We start from the raw sequence: 24,141 nt of genomic DNA, 5'->3' as shown, positions 1-24,141 counted from the left end.
CGTGCACGGGCCCGTGAGCAGCCCTCGTCAACAGGTCCGGAACACATACCCCTTGGCGCCGCGCGGCCGTACGTCCAGGTCGCGCAGTGTGAAGGACAGTTCGCCACCCCACCGGCGGCAGCCGCGGGCGAAGGCGTCCGCCTTGTACTCGACCGCGAAGACCCTGTTGTCGTACGCCTTGCGGAAGGGCTCGCACTCGTCGTACGCCGCGCACTCCTCGACGACCGCGAAGTCGAACCCGATCTTCTCGCTCCTCGGCAGCAGGTCGGTGGTGTTCTTCTGCCCGATCGCCAGACCCTCGCCGTGCGCCCGCACGGCGAGCAGCCGGGCGAACTCGGCCGCGTCCTCGGCGGACAGGAGCCCGTCGGAACGGGTGTAGGAGTCGAGGTTGTCGGGCTCCACCGCGTCGTAGCCGTCGCGTGCGCAGCCGTCCAGCCACGGTCCGACGATCCGCATCAGGTCCTGGCGCTTGTCCTCGGTGGAGATGTCGAGGAGCGCTTCGTCCCAGTCCTCGTCGATCACGAGCTCGCCGTCCTTGCGCAGCAGCAGCTCGTCGTGATGCTCCTTCCACCAGTCGATGGACGTGCCCGGCTGGGTCTGGAAGGCGTTGACATAACAGACGTTGTAGCGCCCGGGCGCGGGCTTCGCGGTGCGGTCGCGCGCCACCGCCGCCACCTCCTTGTCCGGCTCGTACGGGCCGCCGAGCTGGTAGTCGAAGACGGCGTCGGGCTCAGGGGCCTCGACCTCCGGCGGGGCGGAGGCGGGGGAGCAGGCGGTCAGGGCGAGCAGTAGCAGGGCGATGGTGGTGCGCGGCACGTGCGGTCCTCGGTCGTTCAGATGTGCAGCTCCGCGGGGAGCCCGGTCCAGCGGAGCTCCTCGGGCAGATGCCGGGTGTCGTTGTAGCAGAGCAGATTCGCCGGGCGATCCGGTGCATAACGGATCACGGTGAGCCCCGCGTTGGCGTGATTGAGGCCGAGCCAGCGCCAGTCGGGGGCGTCCAGGGCGTGCCGTACGAGCCAGCCGACCAGGAAGTTGTGCGTCACGACCAGCTGATGGCGGTCCTCGTCACCCTCGATGGGACCGGTGAACTCCGCGAGGGCCCGCGCCGCGAGCGCGGGCCCGTCCTCGCGTTCGGCCGCCGGGAACTGCGCGAGCCACGAGAGATAGCGGTCCGCACTGTCCGCGGGCAGTTCCTCGCGCTTGGGCAGATACGGGAGGTAGTCGCCGGCCACCGGTGAGGCGTGGATGTCGACGCTGCCGAGCTGCTCGCGGATCAGCCGCGCGGTCTCGGTGGCCCGGGGCAGCGGGCCGTGGTGCACCGCGGTGAGGGGCTTGTCCCGCAGCCGTTCGCCCAGCAACCGGGCCTGGGCACGGCCCGCCTCGGTGAGGCCGCTCTCGTCGGGCGTCGCCTCGCCGTGCCGGGCCAGGTAGAGGTAGCGGGTTGCTGTCATGGGTGCGGCGTCCTTGTCTGCAAGATCCATTGCGTACGCGGGAGGACGCGCAACCCTGGCGCTCGGTTCCGAGGCGTCAGCGCTCACTGGGCGCGGCAGGTCCTGAGGTAGCTGAGGAACGATGCCTGCAGCCCGGTCACGTGCGTCTCGTGCATGAGTGCGCTGGTGACGGGTCCGCCGTGTGCGGTGAGGCGGTGCAGGAACGTGGCCGTGTGCTGCGTGAGGTTCTGGTAGACCGCCAGGTCTCCGAGGATCTCCTGCTCGTTGAAGGTCACGTGAAGCTTGGTGGCGGGCAGGGCGTCACCCATTGCTTCAAGACGGGCGAAGACCTGACTGTCTGCGCTGACGATGCCGGGGCTGCCCGCGCCGATGCTCTCGAAGAAGGTGCTCTTGGTGAGCCAGGCGTAGAGGCTGAAGAGTCCGCCGTAGGAATAGCCGAAGAGGCCGTGACCGCTCGGGGCTGTGCCGTAGTCGCGTGCGATCCGCGGGTGCAGGTCGTCGGTGAGGAAGTTCAGGAACATGTCCCCGCGGCTGTCGTTCAGTTCGGCGAGGTAGGCGTCGGCTTGCTCGCGCGTCGTCGTGCCCGCCGCGACCCCCATCTCCACCGCATCGATGAACTCCTTCGCGATGGGTTCGCCGGGCGGCACGAGGTCGCGGTTACGGAGCCGGTCCCAGTGCTCGGCTTCCTGGCCCGCGTATCCCACGCTGACTTGGACGTAGGGCTGAATCGACTGCATGGGGTCCAGTTGCGTGACGATGAGCGGGGCGGTCATGCCCACGGCCCAGTTGCCGTCGAGCACGTACACGACAGGCGCTGGCGCCGTGGCAGGGTCGTAGCGCGGTGGCGTGGTGACCCAGACGCCGTAGTCGAGCCCACCGCCGGAGCGCATCTCGAAGTAGTCGGTGTGGGGGAGGCAGCCCTGCCACATGGTGCTCATCTGAGTTCCTTTACGATTTCGCCGGCCTGGATGACCACGACGGCGTTGGTGGGGTCGGAGAACAGTTCCGGGTCTTCGAGCGGGTTGCCGTTCCACAGAACGAGGTCTGCCTGCGCGCCGGGAGCGATGACACCCACCTGGCCGGACAGGCCGAGGATCTCTGCGTTGGTGCGGGTCGCCGCCACGAGCGCTTCCATCGGCGTCTCGAGGGCTGCGCGCAGGCTGAGTTCTGTGCCGCGCCGGTCCTGGGCCGGGCCGATGAGATCGGAACCCAGCCCGATCCGTACTCCGGCGTGCTTGGCGACAGCGAGCGCCTTCGCCATCTGCTCGCGTACGCCCTCGGCCCGGTCGCGGGTCGAGATGGCGAGACCGGCTCCGGCGGTGTCGTGCAGCAGCTGCTCGACGACTGCGAACGTGGGCACGAGGGCCACCTCGCGAGCGGCCATCAGGGTCGCTGTGGATTCGTCCAGGGCGGTGCCGTGCTCGACACAGCGCACCCCGGCCTCGACCGCATTGCGTATGCCCTCGTTGTTGTGGGCGTGGACGGTCACATAGGTGTTCCGTGCCGCGGCTTCCTGAACGGCAACAGCGATCTCTTCGACGGTGAACTGGGTGTCGGTCAGTCGATCATGTGCGCCCACCACTCCGCCGGTCACGCAGAGCTTCAGGAAGGAGGCTCCGCGGCGGAAGGCTTCGCGGACGTTGTGCCGCAGCTCGTCCGCGTTGCCCGACATCGTGGAGAGGGCGCACAGGCCCGGGATGTGGTGGCTGCGCCACAGCTCGGTCGGTTCCCATGCGGCTCCGTAGTAGCCGTGCCCGCCGATCTGGCACTGAACAGGTCCGCAGGACAGGACGCGCGGCCCTCTGACCTTGCCCTTCGCGATCGCCGTGACGACACCGCCGTCGATCCCGCCCGTGTCGCGAACGGTGGTGAAGCCGGCGTCGAGCGTCGCGCCGGCCGTGGCGAAGATGTCCGCCGCGAGCTCGGCAGCGCTGATCTGAAACGAGAAGTGCGGCTGGATCGCGCTCGACAGGCCCAGGTGGACGTGAGCGTCGATGAGGCCGGGCGTCATCGTCAATCCCTCGGCATCGAGACGCTCGCCGTGCGCGCCGGCGGCACCGAGCCGGGTGATGCGGCCGTGCTCGATGGTGATGTCGAGGGTGCGGGGATCGCGCCCCGATCCGTCGATGACCGCCGCGCCGACAACCTGAGCAGGTCCCATGGCCGATCCTCCGCCGTTGCGAGCTGACTGCGACCATGTGCGAAGCAACACGGAACCACCCAGCCTTCTTTTCCAATGGATAAACTGTGGGAGTGATCCTGTCAACCTCGGAACGCAAGGGCAGCGCGAGCGAGCGACTCCTGGCACGGCTTCTCGACGCCTTCGGCGAGGCCCTTCCGCCGCCGGAGATGTCGCTCCGTGAGGTCGCCGCCCGGATCGAGACCAGCCACGCCCTGCTGCGCTACCACTTCGGGTCGCTGTCGGGCGTCTTGGCCGCCATGCTCAAGGCGCAGCGATCCCGTGACAACGAGGTGCTCTTGGCGGCCGCCGAGGAGGGCACCTTCGACGATTTCGTCGGGGCGATCTGGCGTACGTACACCCGGCCGGAGCAGCTGTCGCGTGTCCGCGGCTTCTTCTACGTCGTCGGTCTGGCCGCGTACGCCCCCGAGGACTTCCGTGAGTTCGTGGAGTCGATAGGCGACCTGACCGTGACGCTGGCCTCGCTCGCGGAACGCGAAGGGCTCGACGCGAAGGAGGCGCGGGACGTGGCCGCCGTCACCGTTGCCGCGATTCGCGGCCTCCTCCTGCAGGAACTGCTGACTCCCGGCACCCGCCCGCAGGACGCGGTCACCTTGATCCTGCGCATGAGAGAGGGCCGATCCGCTCCGCGATCACGTCCGGAGCGCTGAAGGGCACGGGCGCCATCGATCGGTCTGATCCCGGCGAAGCCGCCTACGCCAAGTCGTCGAAGTCCCCGTCCTTCGCGCCCTGGATGAAGGCGGCGATCTCCGCCCTCGTATAGACGAGAGCAGGGCCCGTGGGGAAGCGGGAGTTGCGCATCGCGACCTGGCCGTCGGGCAGATCCGCGAGCTCGACGCATTCGCCGTTCGGGTTGCTCCGGCCGCTCTTGCGCCAGTGCACATCCGGGAGGAGAGCTGCGGACATGCCGTTGTCACTTGCCACTTTCGAGCGGTGTTGCGGACCCATGAAGCGTCCCCCTTGTCCCCTGCCTGCACTTGCCTGCGCGAACCTCCGTGCGCGGTGGCGTACTTGCAGACGTGCGTACGGCTGCACTTGCAGATGTGCTTGCAGCCGTCAGTTCACACCATCAGGATGTCATCCGGGAATTGTTGCTCTGATGTCGTTTCAGACGCTTCGGGAGGCCTGGTGACCACGACCGCGGACCCAACCGCGCTGCTCGACCCATGGGGTGCGGCTGCGACGGCGGGCACGGCCAGCCAACTCCTCGAGAGCGAGGCGGACAGCGAGAAGGTGGCCTGGCAGTTCGTGGTCACGACGCTGGAGCGCTGGGGCTGCAGGGCCCTGGCGCCCCGGGTCCTGCCGGCCGCCGGTGAGCTCGTCGCCAACGCGTTCGCGCACGGCGTCGACGCGGACGGGCCGGGTGCGTATCCCTGCCCGGTGGTGCTCTGCCTGCTGAGATCCGGCAGCGACGTGGTGTGCGCGGTCTTCGACCCCGCTGAAACGCTTCCGCGCCGCACCGCTGCGTACGGTCTGCGACGCGTCGACGCCGTCGCGGACGCCTGGGGCTGGACGGCGCCCGGGCCCGACGGCAAGGCGGTCTGGGCCGCGTTCTCCGGGCCGGGGGCGGGCCGCCGCTCGGCCGCCGCGGTCATGGCCACGCTGGATCCGCTGCTCGTCCAGATAGAGGTCTTCACCGGCAGCGCCACGCCACGGCTGGTGCTCGCCGATCCTTCCTGGGGAGTCGAAGGGCCCCCGGAGTTGGCGCCTGCGGGCGGCTGAACTCCGGGGGTCCGTCGGCGTAGAGCTTGTTTCGGCGGCCTCGGCGGCCTTGGGAGCCTCTGAGGCCGCTGCGGTTCGTGTCCGGCGGTGAACTGGCCGTCGGACAGGCGCAGTTACGCCTCGGCCTTCTTCATCAGCTCCACCACCGAGGAGAAACTGTCCGCTGCGTGGCCGGCGTCCATGCCGCGCCGGAACAGCTCGACGACCGCGGCCGGCAGCGTGGTGTCGACTCCCGCGTCCGCGTTGGTGTGCAGGACGTGCTCGACACTGGCCATCCCCATGGCGAGACGGTCCACGTCGCCGAGGTGCCGGCCCGCGTCGATGCGCTCGGCGTAGAAGGAGAAGAACCCCGGCAGCGAGTTCGCGGTCTCCACCGCGTGCGGCAGGATGTCCGCCGCTGCCAGGCCGTTGGCATCGGCGAGGGCGACGGCCTGCCAGTAACTCAGCATCGAGGTCCAGAACATGACCATGCCGATCTGGTACATGAGCGCGGCCAGCCCGGGGTCCTCTCCCCGGTGGTCGGTCCGCCCCGTGATCACTTGCAGCGCCGCCCGGTGCTCGTCGAAGACCGCGCGCGGGCCGCTGTAGAAGGTCGACGATTCCGCCTGACCGATGCCGGAGGGTGGCACGGTGACACCGCCGGTCAGCTGGACGGCGCCCCGCTCGGCCGCCCAACTCGCCGCGGCGCGGGCCTTTTCGGGTGTGTCCGAACTGAGGTTCACCAGGATCCGGCCGGTCAGTGCGGCCGCGGCGGGCTCGAGCGTGGCGTACATGGCGTCGTAATCCGTCAGGCTGAGGATCACCAACTCGTTGGCGGCGAGGGCCTTCTCCACGGTCGGCGCGAGCACCGCCCCGCGTGCGACGAGCTCGTCCGCACGTGACGCGGTGCGGTTCCAGACCGTGACGTCGTATCCGCGGTCGAGGAAGGCACCGGTCATGGCCTGCCCCATGGGGCCGAGGCCGATGACGGTGACCGACTGCTTGGTGCTGCGCATGATGAGATCTCCACCCCTCACTAAAACGATCGCTCTATTCAGAGCGTGATGAGAACGTAGCACAGCTCTAAAACGAACGCTCTACTCAATGAGCGGCTACGGTGGTGGCATGCAGACCAGCACTCGGGACCGGATCGTCGTCGCAGCCGCACGTCTCCTGCAGCGGCAGGGCTATGTGGGCACGGGAATCAAGCAGATCGCCCAGGAGGCGCAGGCCACCCTCGGCTCCGTCTACCACTTCTTCCCGGGCGGCAAGGAGACCGTCGCCGTCGCCGCGATCCGGCACAGCACCGAGGAGTTCTCGGCGCTGCTGCGCAAGGCGCTGGACAGCGAGGAGGACCCGGCGGAGGCGGTGACGGCCTGCGCGCGGCAACTCGCCGATGAACTACGGGAGTCGGGCTGGACCGACGGCTGCCCCGTCACGGCGGCTGCCCTGGAGACGCTCGGCACCGACTCGGAGATCCAGCAGGCGTGCGCCGACGCGCTGCGCGGCTGGGAGCAGTTGGTCGCCGACAAGCTGCTGCGGTGCGGCTTCCCCGCCGAGAGCGCACGGGAACTGGGGACCATGGTCATCTGCGCCCTGGAAGGCGCCGAAGTCACCGCCCAGGTCAACCGCAGCGAGGAGCCCCTGCTTGTGGCGGGCCGGCAACTCGCCCGCCTGGTCGGCTCGTACGAGGTCTAACGCGAAGTGGTGAAAACCGACCAGTGAAGGTGAACCTGTCCCACGCGCCGTATGCCCGCGAACGCCTAGCGTCGAGGCATGCCGATGCAACCCTGGTTCTCCGACGCGAAGTTGGGAATCTTCCTCCACTATGGGATCTACGCCGTCGACGGCGTAGCCGAGTCCTGGTCCTTCTACTCCGGTGATGTGCCGCACGAGCAGTACATGAAGCAGCTCGACGGCTTCACCGCCTCCGCCTACGACCCGAAGGCGTGGGCCGCGCTGTTCGCCCGCGCCGGTGCGAAATACGCGGTGCTGACCGCCCGCCACCACGACGGTGTGGCTCTCTGGGACACTGCGCACTCCTCGCTGAACGTCGTCGAGCGCACCCCGGCGGGACGCGATCTCGTCGGCCCGTATGCCGAGGCCCTGCGCGAACAAGGCCTCAAGGTCGGCCTGTACTACTCGCACTCCGACTGGAACCACCCCGACTACGCGAGCGTGGTCCACCCGGACGCCCCCAACGACGACGTACGGACCAACCGTTTCGTCACCCCCGAGGGCGGTGTCGAGGACCTTGAGGCCTGGGCGCGCTACGTCGCCTACCGGGACGCCCAGGTCGGCGAACTCGTCTCCCGCTACCGCCCCGACCTGCTCTGGTTCGACGGCGAGTGGGAGCGCAGCGAGGAACAGTGGCGGATGCGGGAACTGTCCGAGCAGATCCTCGCGGGCAACCCCGAAACGATCCTCAACGCCCGCATGCTCAGCTACGGCGACTATGCGACTCCTGAGCAGGGCGTACCTGTCGAAGCCCCCGACGGCCCTTGGGAGTTGTGCCTGACCGTCAACGACTCCTGGGGCTTCCAGCACAGGGACGACAACCACAAGTCGGTACGCCAACTGGTGCGCATCTTCGCCGAGACGATCGGCATGGGCGGCAATCTGCTGCTCGCCGTCGGCCCGCGCGAGGACGGCACGATCACACCCGAGCAGTCGCAGCGTCTGGAGGGTCTGGGCGACTGGATCGCGCGCCACAGCCAGGCGGTGTACGGCACGGTGGCCGGCCTGCCCGCAGGGCACCACTACGGTCCGAGCACGCTCTCGGCGGACCGCCGCACCTTGTACCTGACCTGCTTCGACGCCCCGCGCGAGACGATCGGCATACGGGGCCTGCGCACCCCGGTCGAGAAGATCACCGTCCTGGGCACGGGCACCGGACTCGCGCACCACGTCACGGGCGGACTCCACGAGGTCCCGGGTCTGCTGTGGATCGACGCACCACAAGCAGCCGACGTCGACCCGTACGCAACGGTGCTGGCCGTGGAACTCGCGGGCGAGCTCGATGTGTACCGGGGCACGGGCAGGACCTGACCTTCGCGCGAAGGTCAGGTCCTGCGAGTGGGCACAACCCACCGGGCATCGTCACTTCACGATTACGGCCCAGCGGGTGTCGCTCAGACCGGTGCGCAGATGCAGCAGCGCGGTGCCCGCGGTCTGGGTGGAGGCGATCGTCAGGGGCAGTTCCGTGCTCCAAGTCGCGCCGGGGGCAAGGGCGGGCACGTTCCAGTACTTCCAGCTCCCGGAGAAGCCGGAGGTTCCGGTGAAGCTCTGCATCTGGGTGGCCGCGGTGGTGCCGGCCGAGGTGTTGGTGATCGTCACCGGGACGTTCGTGGTGGTGCCGCGGTTCACGACGCAGGTTCCGCTCGGCAGCGTCGCCGTGGCCTTGAGCGGACCGCTGCTGCCCGTACCCGTGATGACGCCCATCTCGTAGCTGTGCTGGGACAGCCAGGGGCAGGCGTTCGCGTCGCGGACGCTCGGCTCCCAGATGACGACGCCGTCCGTCTTCGCCTTGACCGCCGCGAACATGTGGGCCCAGGTGGTGCCGGGCACATAGCTCTCGGAGTTGAACGCGGTCGGGCTCACGTACGGGTAGATGGGGTGGGTCGGCGCCATCGCGCGGTCGCGGGCGACGGCCCGGTCGAGGTGGCTGTCCCAGTCGGCGAGCGTCCAGTTGTCGTAGAAGTAGGCGCGCGGGGCGAAGCAGTTGAGCAGGTTGTCCGTGTGGAGCTGCTTGATGAGGTCCTGGTTGCGGGTCTCCCAGTCGTAGCCGTAGTGGCAGATCGGGGCCTGCGGGGCGGCGTTGCGCGTCCAGGTCAGCAGCTGGCGCCAGAGGTTGTACGCGTTGGTCGCTGCCTGACCGGTCGGGACCTGGGTGAGCTCGATGGCCTCGAAGTCGAGGACGACGGGGGCCGTTGCGGCGCCGCCGAACTGGTTTGCGCCCATGTACTCCTTGACCTTCGCCTCATAGGTGGCCTGCGACGGCAGGGCGCCGCCGTTGGAGTAGCAGGCGGTGGTGGTGCAGGTGAAGGCGAAGACGTCGTAGACGACGGTGGAACGTGTCGTTGTGCCGTACTGCTCCAAGGTGGGGCGGTTCGTGCCGCGTTCGTTGAGGAACACCGGGAACGCGGCGGCTTGTGCGGTGGCCTGTGGGGCGGCCGTATCCGCGTTCCTGGTGTCCGCGGTGGCGGTGACCGTCATGGCCGCCAAGGCGATGCCCGAGACGAGAACCACCGCGCGGCGCAGGAGCCGGGAGGCAGGGGAGAGCATGCGTCTTTGCACTGTGTCTCCTTGTGAGTGGGGGTGGGTCCGCGGCATGGATCCCGTGACCCGTGGCGTGCATCCGTGACCGTGGGAGTCGTCGGCTTCCGCAACCGACGACTCCCACGGGGTCTTGGGTCAGCCCTCGGCGGGCCGGTGGCTGACCAGGTCGGCGAGGTTGTACGACGTGCCGTCGATCGTCAGGACGTCCCCGTCGGCGGTGGCGACGGGAGGAGTGCCCTTGCCGACGGCGAGCACGATCTTGAAGTCGGCCGTCGTGCCGTTCCTGGTCACCTTGAACGCGCCCTTGTCAACGGAGAGTTGAGCCCCATCGGGGGCGAGGACCCAGCCCTTGAGGTAGCCGTCACCCTTTTGGAACAGGAAGGTCTGCGCTCCGCTCTCGGTCACTCCGAAGGTGATCGCCGTGCCGGACTCGGGGGCGAGCTGCCACGTGTACTGGTGCGTCGTCGCGTCCGCGAAGGAGTCGTGGACGGCGATCACCGCGTCCGCGCCGCCGACCGGCCGCAGATCGACCGCGAGATCCCGTCGGGCCTGCGTCACCTCGTAGTTCAGGTGCCCGTCGAGCGACACGAAGCCGCCGCCCTGGCCCTCGTACGCCCGTGACTCCAGGGTCCGGCCCTTGCCCGCGACCGAGTCCGTGCTGCGCTTCTCCGGGAAGCCGTCGATCAGCGGCTTGGAGAACAACTCCCGCTTGGCGTAGTCCTTCGCGGGCCCCCGCGCCCAGGTCACGTCCTGGCCGATCAGCGAGAGGGCGAAGGTGTCGAAGCCGCCCCAGCCGATGTGGCTGTCGTTGCGGTTCTGGGCGCCGACCAGGACGTCGTCCTTGTCCTGGTAACGGTTGCGGAAGAGGTACGAGCCGCCGTGGTCGTCGAGGAGTGCCTCACGTACCGCGGTGGGAGCTTCGTCGGGATCCTGCGGGGCAACGCCGTACGGGTAGTTGAGCAGCCCGTACGTTCCGCCCGAGCCGCCGACCGTCCTCTCGTACTGCCACAGCCACGCGGCGCGCTGATCGGCCGGCACCTGGGTGAAGATCAGGCCAGGGATGGGCACTTGACCGTTGGGTGTGCCGACACCCCACTGCAGCCGGGCGTTGTCGGCCTGTGCGGAGGCGCTGTGCAGGACCAGGTTGGCGAACGCGGGCCGCTGCCACTTCGCCTTCAGCGCGCCGATGCCCGCGTCGATGGAACCGGTGATGCCGGGACCGCCGACACCGAGGCCGTAGCCGAAGTAGTCGATCCCCTCCTGGTCCCAGCCCTGGTCGGAGTACGCGGTGTCCAGGTGGCGGCCCATCGCGTCCAGAAGGACCGGGATCCGGTACTCCTGGAGGTCGAACGGTCCGTCGCCGCGCACGGCCAGCCGCAGCGCCAGCTCGGCGCCGCGCACGACCGCGGTCCAGTTGCTCTGCTTGGCCGGCAGGTCGAAGTTCGGATGGTAGGAGACCTCCAGGTAGGCCGCCACACGCTGCAGCACCTTCTGCGCCTCGGTGCGCTGCTCGTCGGTCCAGGCCGGGTAGGCCCAGTCGTAGGCGGTGGCCAGGTTCACCGCCGCGTTGGCCGTCTCCAGAGGCGCGGCCCCGGCGTAGGCGGTGCCGTTGATGAACGGCATGGTCCGGCCCGACTCGATGACCGCGTCATAGGCGGTCTGTGCGTACGCCGGGTCCTGGCTGACCTGGTGGAGCAGAGCCGCGTCGTGCGCCAAGGACGCCTGTGCCTCGCCCGGGCGGTAGTTGTAGGCGGGCAGGCCCTTGGCGACGCGGTTCACGAGGCTGTCGTAGGTCGACTTGGGGGTGCCGCTCTGCTGGATCGCGGCACGGATGTTCGTGAGCTTGTCCGGGGTGACGCCCATCCGCGGGTGCTGCAGGTCGGCGAGCCGCGCGGTGGCCAGGACCTTGCCGTCCCTGCCGGTGAGTGCGAAGCCGGTGGCTTCCTTGAGGTGTCCGTCGGACAGAGTGATCCCGCCTCGGATTCCGTCGTGCGTGCCGACTCTGCGGGCCTGCCGCAGCTTGCCGTCGGCGACTTCGGGGCCGCCCGCGTACAGCGTCACGTCACCCTTCGTACCCGCCTTCAGCCGCCAGGCCAGTCGGGCGCCGCGGCCGGTGTCGGTCGCCGTGAGGACATCCGTCTGCTGCTCGTCGAGGAAGGCGGCGGGCGTGCGGACCGTCTCGGGCGACGTGGTGGCGAGCCGGCTGCCGTCCGCCGCGAGTGCCACGACCTTGTAGGTGTACGCGGTGCCGGGGCGGGCGGAGGCGTCCTCGGCGGTCCACGCGTTCGGCACGCTGTCGATCAGGGTCTTCGTCCCCGGGGTGAAGTCCGCCCGCGTGGAGCGGTGCACTTCGTATGCGGCCGGGGCGTTTTCCAATGCGGCGAAGTGCCAGGTCAGCTGGACGGCACCGGTCGGCTGGACGTTCGCGCCCACCTCGTTGCCCTCGATGCGCTCGACCCTGACGTTGTCGATCAGCATGCGACCGGTGCTCTGTTCCAGGGCGAGCAGCAGATTGACGGCCTTGGCCCCAGGTCGTGCGAGGACGACGGCGCTCGCCTTGCGCCAGCCCGTGTCACCGCTGATCCGGCCGACGACGGCGTCATGCCCGAAGCCGCGGGCCCACAGGTCGCCGCCGTAGCCGGACAGTCCCACGGCACGCTCGTCGAAGGTGATCCGGTAGGCCTGGAAGCGGGTGTTGTCGGCGACGGCGATGTCCTGTCCGACCGCCGCCTTGTCGCCCGGGTCGCCGAGGTCGAGCGCGAGGGCGCGGCTGCCGTCGGGACCGGCGCCGTCCACTACGGTCGCCCGTCCGGTGCCCCGGTTCTCGCTCTGCGGCCAGCCGACGATGGAGCCGTCGGTGGAGACCTGCTCGAAGTCGCCGTTGACCACCAGGCCAGTGGCGGCGTAAGCGGGCAGCGTCGGTACGCAGACCGCCAGCGCACCGGCCATCGCCGCGCCGGCTATCGCGATACGGGTCGGCCGCGGGGGGACAGAACTGGACACGGAATGTTCCTCCGAAGGGAGACGAACTGAACAGGAGGGTGCTGGGGGAGGAGATCGACCCTGCCTTGGGGCGGGGCGGTGTCGCGTACAGGGAACGGGGTCCTGCCCGCGGGGAGTCGGGCAAGGCCCCCGCCTCAGTGGGTCAGGCCTTCTGCGCCGCCGCGTACTCCTTGGCCAGCTGTTCGGCGGCCTGCTTGCCGCCCTTGTTCATGTGGTTCTTGACGATCGAGGGCCAGTCGGAGAGCTTCTTGCGGCCGGTGACGACGTCCTTGATGGCGTCTTCGCGCAGCCGGTTCAGGGCCTCCTCCGCACTGGCCCAGGCATCCGTGCGCAGCCCGAGGTGCGCACTCTTCACGCCGATCGGAACCACCTGGGACTGCCAGGCGTGCTGGGCCTTCACCGCGGTGGGCTGGTCCGGGTAGTACAGCGGCGACGGTGCGGCCGACAGGTAGTACAGGGGCAGGATGTTGGGGCCGTCGCCGCCGGAGACGGCCAGCTCGGCCGGCACCGGGCCGCCGTCCTTGCCGCGGGTGAAGTGGGTGCCCTCGACGCCGTAGTTGAACAGCTCCCACTCCTTGGTGCCGAAGGGGGCCCCGAGCGCGTCGAGGACGCGAAGGAGCATCTCGATGCGGGCCTTGGGCGCCTTCTTGAGGACGGTCTGGCCGCTGCCGTAGATGCCACCGCCCAGCCAGTGCACGGGAGTCGCCCCGTTGGAGGGCTTGAAGGGCAGGGCGTAGTCGATCTCGAAGCGACCCTTGGCCTCGATGACGTTGCCCTTGAAGTCGATCGGGCTGTTGACCTTGGAGAACACCTTCTGCCCGAGGAACTCGGTCTTCTCCTGAAGGCCGTCGATGGCAAGGGCGTCGCGTCGGTAGACGCGCTTGCCCTGCCACTTCACCATCTGTTCGAGACCGGCAAGGAATTCATCGGTCTCGATGTAGTTGACGAACGCGCCGTCCTTGACGGACCACACGTTGGGCGTGCCGAAGGCGGGCATCCAGGCGTTGAAGCCGAAGCCGCCGTCCTTCTGCGCGCCGAGCGCCGCCTTCCCCTTCTGCGAGAGCTGTTCCAGGCCCTGGGTGAACTCGTCGACGCCGATGCCGCCGATCTCGGGGACGAGGAGGCCGGCTTCCTTGAACTTCGCCTTGTTCACGATGTGCCCGTGGCCGGCGAGCGGCCGCTCGACCGGGATGCCGTAGATCTTGCCGGCGTACCGTCCGGACGACTTCCAGGCGTACGTGGGGATGTTCGCCAGGTAGGGGTACTTCTTGACCGCGTCACCGGCGATGAACTCGCTCAGGTCCTGGCACTTGGCCGGCACGAACTGCGCCTCGTTGGGCGTGGCCACGAGCTGCATGATGTCCGGCATCTCGCCGCTGGCCATGAGCGCGGCGAGTTTCTTCGAGTACTCCATCGCCGGTACGACGGTGACGTCGAGCTCGACGCCGAGGGCCTTCTCGGCGGCCTGCCAGAATTTGTTCCTACCCCGTGGCAGCGGTGAGGAGTTCCACGACGAGATCCAGATGGTGACCTTGGAGCCGTCTCCGGGCTTTTCGGCGAGTGCATCGGCCGGCTCGGCCGGATACTTCAAGTACGCGGCCTGTACGCCCTCTTCGGTGCCCGGGAGGTCGGCGGCCGGGCCCTTGGTCCAGGGGACGTACGCGGGGAACGGCGCGAGCTCCTTGCCTTCGCTGCCGATCTTGTTCTGTCCGCTGGAACCGGACGAAGAGCAGCCGGTCAGCGAGAATCCGGTCGCGCCGAGCGCGGTGCCGATGCCGGCGGCCTGCAGGACCGATCTGCGGGAAACTCCAGAGCTCATGACATGACTTCCTTGGGAAGGGGCCCCGGGACCGGGGGAGTCGGCTGATGCGGGCGAGCGGCAGAAGAAGGGGGCGGGCGTGAGCGGTCAGCTCTTGATGGCCCCCGTGAGCACGCCCTTGGTGAAGTAGCGCTGGATGAACGGGTACACGCACAGGATCGGAATCGTCGCGATCATGACGACGGCCATCTTCATGGCCTGTGGCGCCTGGGTGACGGTGCCCTCGACGCTCATCTCGCTGGCCAGCCCCTCGCCGCGGCTCACGTAGCCGCGCAGAACGGTCTGCAGCGGGAACATCGAGGTGTCGTTGATGTACATGACGCCGCGGAAGAAGTCGTTCCAGTACCCCACGGCGTAGAACAGACCGACCACCGCGATCACGGCCTTGGACAGCGGCAGGACGATGGTCAGGAGGGTCCGCAGTTCACCGGCGCCGTCGAGTCGCGCGGCCTCGTACAACTCCTCAGGGATGCCCTGGAAGAAGCCGCGTACGACGACGAGGTTGAAGACGTTGACCGTCACCGGCAGGAACAACGACCAGTAGGTGTCGATCAGCCCCAGCGTGTCCAGGACCAGATAGGTCGGGATGAAGCCGGGTGGGAACAGGAACGTGAACAGGATGACCAGCATGACCGGCTTGCCGCCCACGACGCCCGGCCGGGCCAGCGCGTAGGCGAGCATCACCGTGCAGACGAGGCTGAACAGGGTGCCGGTCACCGTCACGCCGACGGAGACCATGAGCGCGCGGGTGGTCACCTCGCTGGAGAGGACTTTGCTGTACGAGTCCAAGGTCCAGCTCTCCGGCCACAGCGCCCAGCCTCCGCTGTCGATGATCTGCTGGCCGGGCGCGAGGCTGGTGGCGAGCACCACCCAGAAGGGGATGAGCACCATGGCGACGGTCAGGAGCAGAACGGCTCCCTTCGCGACCTGGGTGATCGCGCGGGGCTTCTCCTTCCAGGCCGGCCGCTCGCTGCCTGCCTTGCGCGCTGTGCGGCGACCTGGTGTGCGCGCGGGTTCGTCCACGGGTTCGGCCTGGGCCTCGCGGGTTTCGACGAGGTCGCTCATCAGCGGTACACCCCCTGCTCGCCCATGCGGTGGGCGATCTTGTTCGCGAGGTAGACGAGGATGCCGGCGATCACGCCCTTGAACAGGGCGGCGGCGGCCGAGACGCCCCAGTGGCCGCCCTCGACGGCGTTGAAGTAGACGTAGGTGTCGATCACTTCGGCGACGTCCGGGCCGAACTGGTCGCGCTGCAGCATGATCTGCTCGAAGCCGACGGTGAGGATTTCGCCGAGGCGCAGGATGAGCAGCAGGATGACCACGGGCCGGATCGACGGCAGCGTCACGTGCCAGAACCTGCGCCAGGGTCCCGCGCCGTCGAGCGCCGCGGACTCGTACAGACCCTCGTCGACGTTGTGCAGCGCGGCGAGGAAGATGATCGTGCCCCAGCCGCAGTCCTTCCAGATCAGCTCCGCGACCATCAGCGGCTCGAAGCCCGCCGGATTGCCCACCACGTCGATCAGATGGTCGCCCCCGCCGAGCAGTCCGTTCACCAGGCCGTCACCGCCGATGACTTGGTAGAACAGCGCGACGACGATGACCCACGAGATGAAGTGCGGCAGGTACACGACGCTCTGCACGAACTTGCGTGTCCTGCCCTGGACGACGCTGTGCAACAGCAGGGCGAGTGCCAGTGGCAGCGGGAAGAAGAACACGATCTGCAGGAACGACAGGCCGACGGTGTTCGCGGCCGCCGCCCAGAACGACGGGTCCTCGAAGAGCACTTGGAAGTTCTCGAAGCCCACCCAGGGGCTGTCGACGACGCCGATGAAGGGGACATAGTCCTTGAACGCGATGACGTTGCCGAACAGTGCGCCGTAGTGGAAGACCGCGAAGTAGACCAGACCCGGCACCATCAGGAACAGCAAGGCCCGGTCCCGGCGCAGGCGTTGCCACAACCGGGCGGGGCGGTCAGGCGGTCCGGCCGGCTCGGCGGGAGCCGGCGCCTCGCGGCGCAGCTCCGGCTCTTTGGTCGTCAGCGACATGGCGCTCCCCTTCTCGCCGCCCGTCCGGCAGTGCGCCCGGGCAGGGTGAGGAGCCGCGCGGGCAGCGCGGATCGTCACTTCGGATGCGGGCGGTCGGGCGATGGAACAGCCTCAGAGGTCCGATGAATTTCGGTCCCTGAGCGACGATCCGAATACTGGCGACCGCTCCGATCGCCGTCAAGAGGTCGGGATCGAAATTCGATCCTTCGATCATCTCGATCGAAACATGCAGGACTCAGCGATTTCGATGCGGAGCCGTGTGTGTCGGTGGTGCTTCAGGCGGTGCCGCACGAGCGCCGCACCCGCAGCCGGGGCAGCAGGGTGAGATGCGTCCGGGGCGCGGGCTCCGCACCTTCGCGCACCTCCCGCAGGCGCCGCAGCAGCAGCTCCACGGCAGCCCGCCCCACCTCGTTCTTGGGGGGCGCGACAGCCGTCAGAGGCTGGTCGGACAGGGCCGCCACATCGTCGCCGTACGCAACGAGCGCCAGGTCCTTGGGTACTTCGATGCGCGGCTCCAGGGTGCGCAGCATCTGCAGCAGGACGATCGCGTCGTCGTCGCTGAGCACGAGGGCGGCGCTGACCTTGCCGCCGGTGACCGCGTCGAGCAGCTGCTTCGCCGCCTGCATCAGCCGGTCGTGGTCGATGGCCCCCACGTAGAGCTCGATCGGCTCGATGGGCGGCTGCTCGATGCCGGCGGAATGCAGCGCGGCGAGATAACCGGCGCGCACTTGGGTGCCCGGCGCGCTCAGGCCGCTGAGCAGGGCGATGTCGCGGTGTCCGCGGGCGACCAGGTGGCGCACCGCGAGACCGGCTCCCGCGTAGTGGTCGGAACAGACGTGGTCCATTTCCGCCGCTTGCGTGCCGGCGGCCGGCCGGCGCTCGAGCAGGACGGCCGGGACGTCGAAGATCAGCTGTGAGGCCGCCGCTTCGGTGCCGTCGTACATCCAGCCGGGGGTCAGGAGAAGTCCTTCCGCTCCGGCTTCCAGTAGTCGCGCGGCCTGGGCGTCGTCCTGGCCCGGCGCGTAGGCGGAGAAGCCGAGGATCAGCCGGCCGCCGGCCTCGCGGACCGCGTCGGTGACGCCGCGGATGATCTCCGCGAAGTAGTGCTGGGGCTGGGGGACGAGCAGACCGATCAGCGGACCGTCGCCCGGTGCGGCCGCTGTGGGTGTCCGGTCGAGCACGGTCCGCCGTGCGCCGGTCGGCGGGGTGCCGGGCCAGGACACGGAGCCGCGCACCCGGTCGAGCTTTCCCGCCGAGGCGAGAGTCTCGGCGTCCCGGCGCGCGGTGACCGTGGAGATGCCCAGGTGGTCGGCGAGTTCAGCGACACGCAAAGTGCCGTGCGCGCGGACGAGTTCGAGGATGCGCTGGTGGCGCTCGTCGACCGTGAACCTCACGTGGTGCCCCTGTTGGTCTGCCTTGGCGGCGCTTGATTTGCAGTGGTCCGAAATCCTCGGAGGCCGGACGGTGGAAGCCTACTCTGCGGTCACCACGCTCGCTTTCGAAAGATCGATCGTTCGATCTTGACGATCGATCGTCCGATCAATACTGTTCCCCGCCATGACCGCACTGACGCGACCCTTCGCGTTTCGGCTGCTTGTCCAGGACCTCTTCCTGCGGGACGAGGAAGCGGAGGCCCTAGGCGTTCACAAGGCAGGTCTCGATGAGCTCTGCGAGACATCCGATGTCATCACCGTGCATCGCGAGGAACTGGAGCACACCGCGTGACCATGCAGCCATGGTTCGCCGAGGCCAAGCTCGGCATCTTCGTGCACTGGGGCATCTACGCGGTGGACGGAGTGGCCGAGTCCTGGTCGTTCTACGCTGGCGATGTCCCGTACGACAGCTATATGGCGCAGCTGAACGGTTTCACCGCCGACCGGTACCGTCCGGACGACTGGGCCGCGCTGTTCCGCCGGGCCGGCGCGCGGTACGCGGTCCTGACGACCAAGCACCATGACGGCGTGGCCTTGTGGGACACCCGCTGCACCGATCTGTCCGTCGTCAGGCGCACCCCGGCAGCCCGCGACCTCGTCGGCCCGTTCGCGGACGCCATGCGCGCCAAGGACTTGCGCGTCGGCCTGTACTTCTCGCACAGCGACTGGAGTCACCCGGACTACCCGAGCGTGCGCCCCGCGCGCCTGCACCGGCCCTGGGTCGACAACCGCCGCTCCATGCCCGCACCGGGTGAGGAGGAGCCGGAACGCTGGGAGCGGTTCCTGCGCGAGGTGCACCGTGGCCAGATACGCGAACTGCTCGACGGCTACGGGCCGGACCTGCTGTGGTTCGACGGTGCCTGGGAGCGTGACGAGCGGCAGTGGCGGATGAAGGAACTGCGCGACGGGATCCTGCGGTCGCAGCCGGACACCGTGCTCAACGGGCGGATGCTCGGCCACGGCGACTACACGACCGCCGAACTCGGCGTGCCCATCGCGCGTCCCGGCGGGCCATGGGAGCTGTGCTACACGATCGGCGACATGTGGGGTTACCAACCGCAGGACACCGCCCACAAATCCGTACGCGAACTGGTCCGTGTCTTCGCCGAGACCATCGGCCACGGCGGCAATCTGCTCCTGAACACCGGCCCGACGGCCGAGGGGCGCATCCGGCGCGAACACGCCGCCTGTCTCGAGGGATTGGGCGCCTGGATCCGCTGCAACGCCGACGCGGTGTACCCCACCGAGGCCGGCCTGCCCTACGGCCACCACTACGGGCCTTCCACCCTCGCGAAGGACCGCCGCACCGTCTTCCTCTTCTGTTTCGACGCTGTGCGGGGATTCGTCGAACTGCGCGGACTGCGCAACGCCGTGCGGAGCGTCTCCGTCCTGGGCACCGGCGAAAAGCTCGCCCATCGCGTCGTCGGCGGGTTTCCCAGCCGCAATGTTCCGGGTGTGGTGCGCATCGATGCACCCACGCGCAGCGACCCGTACGCGACGGTTCTCGCCGTGGAACTGGACGGCGAGCTCGACCTGTACACGGGCAGCGGGGAGGGCTGAGCGGACCCGAGCAGACTGTCGCGTGCGTCTAGTTCGAGCCTGCTGATCTGGGGCTCTTGCGCTGGTTGGCGTGGAAGCGCGCCTTCTTCTGGCGGTTGCCGCACGTGTTCATGTCGCACCATTTGCGGGTGCGGCTCTGGCTGGTATCGAAGAAAGCGGCCCGGCAGGTCGGCGAGGCGCACAAGGCCAGTTTTCCGTCGCGTTCGCCGGCGATGATGCTGATCGCGTCGGCGGCGATCACGCCGAGGGCGTCTTCCACGCGGGAAGCCGGGTTGAGCCGCCATTGCCGCTCGCCCTCGGGCGTCAGGATCGCGGCGGCCCGCCCCTGGGCGCTGAAGTCGTTGATGACCTGGACGGCAGGCGCGGGGAGAGCGCCGTCGATCGCGGCCGCTGTCGCGGCGGCATGAATCGACTCCCTTAGTTCCCGGGCGAGTTCGAGCTGCGCGGCGGTGCAGGAGTCCACGGCCAGGCCGCTCACCGCAAGCCAGTCGACGAGTCGCTGCGGTGTGGGGATGCGCTCCACGGAGTCGCCGTGACGTTCCGACAAAGTCCCCGTGAAGCTGGTCGCCAGCACGGTGCCGAGGCGGAAGTCAGGGAACTCGGAAGGCATGGAACCACCTTAGCAGGTTCCATTTCGAGGCAGCGGCGTGGTAGAACCGTCTAAGCCGGTTCGCGATGGTTGGCGGCCGGCTCCGCGACGGCCGAGGAGGTCTCATGCCCCGTCACACCAGCGACGTGCAAGCATTCGAAGCCCACGCGACGGACGCCGACCTCGAGGATCTGCGCGCGAGACTGGCGGCCGCGCGACTGCCGGAGGCCGAGACGGTCCATGGCGCCGCGCCGGGCCCTGGCCGATGGGCACAAGGCGTTCCGCTCGCCGACCTCGTCGATCTCGTGGACTACTGGCGCACCGGCTACAACTGGCGGGCGTTCGAGGAACGCCTCAACGGGATCGGCCAGTTCCGTACGGTCATCGACGGCCTGGGAATCCACTTCCTGCACCGCCGCTCCGCACGCGCAGACGCCACTCCTCTGCTCCTGACGCACGGCTGGCCGGACAGCATCGCCCGGTTCGTCGACGTGGTGGACGAGCTGGCAGATCCGAAGGACGCGGACGCGCCGGCGTTCCACGTCGTGGTCCCGTCGCTGCCGGGCTTCGGCTACAGCGACAAACCGGCCACGACCGGCTGGGGAACCGAAAAGATCGCGGCCGCATGGGTCGAACTCATGGGACGGCTCGGCTACGACACGTTCGCAGCCCACGGCGGCGACTGGGGCGGCAACATCACCACGGTCCTCGGCGGCAGGTTCCCAGCGCACGTGCTCGGTATCCACACCACGTTCGCGGAGGGACCGCCCGGATTGACCACGGACGGCCTGACGCCCGGCGAGCGCGAGTGGGCCGAGGAGACCCGCGACTTCTGGCGCCACCGCGCCGCGTACGCGAAACAGCAGGCCACCAGGCCGCAGACCATCGGCTACTCGCTCGTCGACTCCCCGGTCGGGCTTCTCGCCTGGATCCTCGACAAGTTCGCCGAGTGGTCGGACACCGAGGACAGCCCGTTCGAGACGATCTCCAGGGACAGAATTCTTGACAACGTCACCCTGTATTGGCTGACGCGGACCGGCGCATCGGCGGCCCGCATCTATTACGAGAGCCACAACTCACTGGACCCCGAACTCCGGATCGACGTCCCGTCAGCGCTCACCATGTATCCCCGCGACGTCGAGAAGTGCCCGCGCCCCTGGGCGCAGGAGCGATACCGGCAGATCGTCCGGTGGGCGGAGCCCGACCGCGGGGGGCATTTCGCGGCCCTTGAGGTTCCCGAGTATTTCGTCAAGGACCTGCAAGAGGGCCTCGCGGCAGTGCTGGCCGCACATCGGTGAACGCGGACCGGCGACCCGGCGAGGCCCCACTGGGTCAGCCGGTCCCGTCCCGCCTGGTGCACGTGTCCATGATCCGGTCGTTGCTCGGGTTGTGCCACGGAAACTTCAGGACGGCCGCGGTCCTCGTGCCGTAGATCCCGTCGTGCATGTCCGATTCCTGCGGGAAGAGCGAATACTGCACGTCCTCCAGCGCGAGCTCGGTGTCGCGCCCGTAGATTCCGTCGATATCGCCAGGGCCGAAGAATCCACCGTAAATGCCCTTGTTGGCGTTGTAGCAGTACGCGAGCGCCGTCTGCAGTGCGGTGACTCCAGCGTTCTGCGTCCCCTTGTTCATGTAGCAGCTGACCGTGGTGGCCGACTTCGGGATCATCATGTAGTACGAGTAACCGGCCCTCGGCTTCATCTCGACCTGACGGGTGCACTTGGGGGTCGCGGCAGCCGCCGACGTCGGTGTCAGGGCCACCACGCCGACCGACAGCATGGTCGCGGAGAGAAGGGTTGACGCGAGTTTGCGAGTTCCCATGAACGATCCAACTTCCTTGAGAGGACAGGCCGCGGCGCACCCGGTGATGTCCCTTTATCCGGGTTCGCTCCTGGACTCTAAGGTCATCGTGGGCTGCGGATTTGGCCGTCCGTGCAGGGAACTTGGCCAGTAGTGCACGGCGTCAACTCGGCGCCGTATCAGGGGAGTAGACCAGGCGAGCGTCGGGGAAGCCGTTGCGCGGTGCGAGAGGCGCCCGGCAGACTGAGGCGACGATCACCGAACCGAACGAGGGTCTGCTGGATGAGCCCGGTCCTGGACACTGCGTTCATAGCGCCGCGAGACCGTGAGGAAGTGGTCCGGGGCGCGGTGTGGGAATCCCTGGTGGCGGTCGACATCGACCACCGTCCCGCGGCCGAGGACATCTCCGTGCGCATAGGGCTCGGCGACGTGGGCCCCCTCAAGTTCTGCTCCGCGCGGGCGTCCGCGGTCACCGTGCGCCGCACGGAGCGGCTGGCCCGGCAGGACGAGGAGCCGGCCGTCTTCCTCGGCCTTCAGGTGACGGGCACCAGCCTGGTGGTGCAGAACGGCCGCGAGTGCGTGCTCCAGCCGGGAGAGCTGGCCGTCTACGAGTCGATCTCTCCGTACACACTGCTCTTCGACGAGGGAGTCGACCACCACTTCCTGCGCTTCCCCCGCGCGTTGCTCGCGCTGCCCGACCGGCTGCTGCGGGACACCAGCACCGTCACCCTGGGATCCGACAACCCCCTCGCGGGCCTCGCCTACACCTACTTCTCCCAACTGGCCGGCAGCGACCGGCTGCACCAGGCCGCGCACGCCCACACCGTCGTCGAACCCAGCGTCGAACTCCTGCGCGCCCTCCTGACCACCCAGCACAGCAACTCCAGCCTGGCCGCGGCCCCGTTGGAGGCGACACTCAGCCTGCGAATCACGCAGTACATACAGCGGCATCTGGCCGATCCGGATCTGTCGGCGGCGCGGACAGCCGCCGCGCATGACATCTCCGTACGGCACCTCTACGCCGTACTCGCCCGCTCGGGAATCAGCCTCGGAGACTGGATCCGTACCCGCCGCCTGGCCGCCTGCCGCCGGGAGCTGGCCGGCCCGAACGGGCGGCTGCGCACCATCGCGGCGATCGGACGGAGCTGGGGCTTCACGGACGCGACCCACTTCAGCAAGGCGTTCAAACGGGCCTACGGAATCTCACCCCGGGACTGGCGCGAGCAGAACCGCCCGGGCTCCTCTGCGTGAGGACCTCCGCAGGCCGGTTCGTAGTGAGGATCTCCGCAGGCGGGTTCGCTGTAACGCCCTCCATGAGCCGGTTCGTTCAGGCCCGCGACCGTGCGGTCAGCTCAGCGGCCGCCGCACCCCACTCGGGCTGCTCGAACGTGAAGCCCGCATCGAGCAGCCGACCGGGCGTCACCCGGCGGCTCTTGAGCAGCAGTTCGGTGTCCGAGCGCAGCGCGAACGCGCCGAGTTCCGCCATCACCTTCGTCGCCGGCAGCCCCACCGGCACCCGCCAAGCGGTCCGCAGCTCCCGCATGAACTCCCGCTGGGGGAGCGGCGTCGGCGCGGCCAGGTTCACCGGACCGTCGATGTCCTCACGCTCGACGAGGAACTCCACCGCGCGGACGAAGTCCCGCTCGTGGATCCACGACACATACTGCCGCCCGCCCCCGACCGGCCCGCCGAGCCCGAGCCTGGCCATCCGCGACAGCACCGAGAAGACGCCGCCTGGGTCCGGGCTCATCACCATGGCGGCGCGCAGCGCGACCTTCCGCGTATACGGGGTCGCGGCCGCCTCCTGGGTCTGCTCCCAGCGCTTGGCGATCTCGACGCTGTACGCCCAGTAGTCCGGCACTCCGTCCTCGGCGCCGCCGATGAGGCCCTGCGCCTCGTCGTTGGCGGCATCGAAACGGTGGGCGTAGATCGTCGCCGTACTCATCTGCAGCCAGACCCGCGGCGGCCGTTGCGCGCCCGCGATCGCCTCACCGACCACCCGCGCGGAATCCACCCGGGAGTCCATCATCGCCCGCAGATTGGCCTCGGTGTAGCGGCAGCTGACACTGCGGCCCGCAAGGTTGATCACGACGTCGCTGCCGTCGATCTCCTCGACCCACGGTCCCGTCGTCCGTCCGTCCCAAGCCACTTCGCCCGGCCCGCCGGGACGCCGGCTGAGCACCACCACGTCATGGCCCGCCGCCTCGAGCGCCCGCCGCAGTATCGCGCCGACCTGCCCGGTTCCCCCTGGAATCACCACGC

General features: G+C 68.8%; 23 protein-coding genes. 8 read left to right on the top strand and 15 right to left on the bottom strand.

Annotated elements, in window-relative coordinates:
* Positions 1-27 precede the first annotated feature (27 nt).
* From G6045_RS03615 to G6045_RS03600, 4 genes are all read right to left on the bottom strand, one after another.
* A complete protein-coding gene (locus G6045_RS03615) occupies positions 28-816 on the bottom strand; it encodes an endo alpha-1,4 polygalactosaminidase (protein ID WP_328707642.1) in 789 nt (262 codons plus the stop codon).
* 17 nt (positions 817-833) lie between these two features.
* The gene (locus G6045_RS03610) at positions 834-1,451 is read right to left on the bottom strand and encodes a histidine phosphatase family protein (RefSeq protein ID WP_165330292.1); all 618 of its coding nucleotides are present in this window, start codon (positions 1,449-1,451) and stop codon (positions 834-836) included.
* Between the two features lie 83 nt (positions 1,452-1,534).
* A complete protein-coding gene (locus G6045_RS03605; RefSeq protein WP_165330291.1) occupies positions 1,535-2,389 on the bottom strand; it encodes an alpha/beta hydrolase in 855 nt (284 codons plus the stop codon).
* On the bottom strand, positions 2,386-3,612 hold the full coding sequence (locus G6045_RS03600; RefSeq protein WP_165330290.1) for a metal-dependent hydrolase family protein: 1,227 nt from the start codon (positions 3,610-3,612) through the stop codon (positions 2,386-2,388). The genes G6045_RS03605 and G6045_RS03600 overlap by 4 nt, the downstream gene beginning before the upstream one ends.
* A 92-nt stretch (positions 3,613-3,704) precedes the next feature.
* On the opposite strand from G6045_RS03600, the gene G6045_RS03595 reads away from it, so the two are divergent.
* Positions 3,705-4,301, top strand: coding sequence for a TetR/AcrR family transcriptional regulator (locus G6045_RS03595; RefSeq protein ID WP_165330289.1), 597 nt, complete (start codon positions 3,705-3,707; stop codon positions 4,299-4,301).
* 43 nt (positions 4,302-4,344) lie between these two features.
* Here the strand turns inward: G6045_RS03595 and G6045_RS03590 are convergent, their stop codons facing one another.
* Positions 4,345-4,557 carry a DUF397 domain-containing protein gene (locus tag G6045_RS03590; protein WP_165330288.1) on the bottom strand — a complete coding sequence of 71 codons (213 nt, stop codon included), beginning with the start codon at positions 4,555-4,557 and terminating at the stop codon, positions 4,345-4,347.
* A gap of 222 nt (positions 4,558-4,779) precedes the next feature.
* On the opposite strand from G6045_RS03590, the gene G6045_RS03585 reads away from it, so the two are divergent.
* Positions 4,780-5,373, top strand: coding sequence for an ATP-binding protein (locus tag G6045_RS03585; protein WP_165330287.1), 594 nt, complete (start codon positions 4,780-4,782; stop codon positions 5,371-5,373).
* 113 nt (positions 5,374-5,486) lie between these two features.
* Here G6045_RS03585 and G6045_RS03580 read toward each other — a convergent pair whose 3' ends face one another.
* Positions 5,487-6,368 (bottom strand): NAD(P)-dependent oxidoreductase, encoded by an 882-nt coding sequence (locus G6045_RS03580; protein ID WP_165330286.1) that lies wholly within the window; start codon positions 6,366-6,368, stop codon positions 5,487-5,489.
* A 109-nt stretch (positions 6,369-6,477) separates the two neighbouring features.
* Between G6045_RS03580 and G6045_RS03575 the strand changes: the two genes are divergently transcribed.
* Both G6045_RS03575 and G6045_RS03570 read left to right on the top strand, forming a co-directional pair.
* Positions 6,478-7,050 (top strand): TetR/AcrR family transcriptional regulator, encoded by a 573-nt coding sequence (locus tag G6045_RS03575; RefSeq protein WP_165330285.1) that lies wholly within the window; start codon positions 6,478-6,480, stop codon positions 7,048-7,050.
* Between the two features lie 78 nt (positions 7,051-7,128).
* A complete protein-coding gene (locus tag G6045_RS03570) occupies positions 7,129-8,400 on the top strand; it encodes an alpha-L-fucosidase (RefSeq protein ID WP_165330284.1) in 1,272 nt (423 codons plus the stop codon).
* 51 nt (positions 8,401-8,451) lie between these two features.
* Here G6045_RS03570 and G6045_RS03565 read toward each other — a convergent pair whose 3' ends face one another.
* From G6045_RS03565 to G6045_RS03540, 6 genes are all read right to left on the bottom strand, one after another.
* Positions 8,452-9,648, bottom strand: coding sequence for a hypothetical protein (locus G6045_RS03565; RefSeq protein ID WP_165330283.1), 1,197 nt, complete (start codon positions 9,646-9,648; stop codon positions 8,452-8,454).
* A gap of 117 nt (positions 9,649-9,765) precedes the next feature.
* Positions 9,766-12,633, bottom strand: coding sequence for a fibronectin type III domain-containing protein (locus G6045_RS03560; RefSeq protein ID WP_165330282.1), 2,868 nt, complete (start codon positions 12,631-12,633; stop codon positions 9,766-9,768).
* Between the two features lie 142 nt (positions 12,634-12,775).
* Complete coding sequence (locus G6045_RS03555; RefSeq protein WP_165330281.1) at positions 12,776-14,452, bottom strand: extracellular solute-binding protein; 1,677 nt, start codon at positions 14,450-14,452, stop codon at positions 12,776-12,778.
* 87 nt (positions 14,453-14,539) lie between these two features.
* Entirely contained in the window at positions 14,540-15,517 is a 978-nt protein-coding gene (locus G6045_RS03550; protein ID WP_165330280.1) for a carbohydrate ABC transporter permease, read from the bottom strand.
* Positions 15,517-16,497, bottom strand: a complete 981-nt coding sequence (locus G6045_RS03545) for an ABC transporter permease (RefSeq protein WP_165330279.1) — start codon at positions 16,495-16,497, stop codon at positions 15,517-15,519. The genes G6045_RS03550 and G6045_RS03545 overlap by 1 nt, the downstream gene beginning before the upstream one ends.
* Positions 16,498-16,772: 275 nt before the next feature.
* Positions 16,773-17,891 carry a LacI family DNA-binding transcriptional regulator gene (locus tag G6045_RS03540; protein ID WP_165330278.1) on the bottom strand — a complete coding sequence of 373 codons (1,119 nt, stop codon included), beginning with the start codon at positions 17,889-17,891 and terminating at the stop codon, positions 16,773-16,775.
* Positions 17,892-18,054: 163 nt separating this feature from the next.
* Here G6045_RS03540 and G6045_RS03535 point away from each other — a divergent pair, with 163 nt between their 5' ends.
* On the top strand, positions 18,055-18,222 hold the full coding sequence (locus tag G6045_RS03535; protein ID WP_165330277.1) for a hypothetical protein: 168 nt from the start codon (positions 18,055-18,057) through the stop codon (positions 18,220-18,222).
* Positions 18,219-19,490, top strand: a complete 1,272-nt coding sequence (locus G6045_RS03530) for an alpha-L-fucosidase (RefSeq protein ID WP_165330276.1) — start codon at positions 18,219-18,221, stop codon at positions 19,488-19,490. Before G6045_RS03535 ends, G6045_RS03530 begins: the two co-directional genes overlap by 4 nt.
* A 28-nt stretch (positions 19,491-19,518) precedes the next feature.
* Here the strand turns inward: G6045_RS03530 and G6045_RS03525 are convergent, their stop codons facing one another.
* Positions 19,519-20,100 (bottom strand): CGNR zinc finger domain-containing protein, encoded by a 582-nt coding sequence (locus tag G6045_RS03525; RefSeq protein WP_165330275.1) that lies wholly within the window; start codon positions 20,098-20,100, stop codon positions 19,519-19,521.
* 104 nt (positions 20,101-20,204) lie between these two features.
* On the opposite strand from G6045_RS03525, the gene G6045_RS03520 reads away from it, so the two are divergent.
* Positions 20,205-21,377 carry an epoxide hydrolase family protein gene (locus G6045_RS03520; RefSeq protein ID WP_165330274.1) on the top strand — a complete coding sequence of 391 codons (1,173 nt, stop codon included), beginning with the start codon at positions 20,205-20,207 and terminating at the stop codon, positions 21,375-21,377.
* A gap of 34 nt (positions 21,378-21,411) precedes the next feature.
* Here G6045_RS03520 and G6045_RS03515 read toward each other — a convergent pair whose 3' ends face one another.
* The gene (locus tag G6045_RS03515; RefSeq protein WP_165330273.1) at positions 21,412-21,900 is read right to left on the bottom strand and encodes a peptidoglycan-binding domain-containing protein; all 489 of its coding nucleotides are present in this window, start codon (positions 21,898-21,900) and stop codon (positions 21,412-21,414) included.
* Between the two features lie 261 nt (positions 21,901-22,161).
* Between G6045_RS03515 and G6045_RS03510 the strand changes: the two genes are divergently transcribed.
* A complete protein-coding gene (locus G6045_RS03510) occupies positions 22,162-23,130 on the top strand; it encodes an AraC-like ligand-binding domain-containing protein (RefSeq protein ID WP_165330272.1) in 969 nt (322 codons plus the stop codon).
* A 76-nt stretch (positions 23,131-23,206) separates the two neighbouring features.
* Here G6045_RS03510 and G6045_RS03505 read toward each other — a convergent pair whose 3' ends face one another.
* A complete protein-coding gene (locus G6045_RS03505) occupies positions 23,207-24,136 on the bottom strand; it encodes a TIGR01777 family oxidoreductase (protein ID WP_328707643.1) in 930 nt (309 codons plus the stop codon).
* Positions 24,137-24,141: the final 5 nt, after the last annotated feature.

It is taken from the genome of Streptomyces mesophilus (genome assembly GCF_011044995.1).
GTDB classification, from domain to species: domain Bacteria; phylum Actinomycetota; class Actinomycetes; order Streptomycetales; family Streptomycetaceae; genus Streptomyces; species Streptomyces mesophilus.
This window is presented reverse-complemented; position numbering and strand designations above follow the sequence as displayed.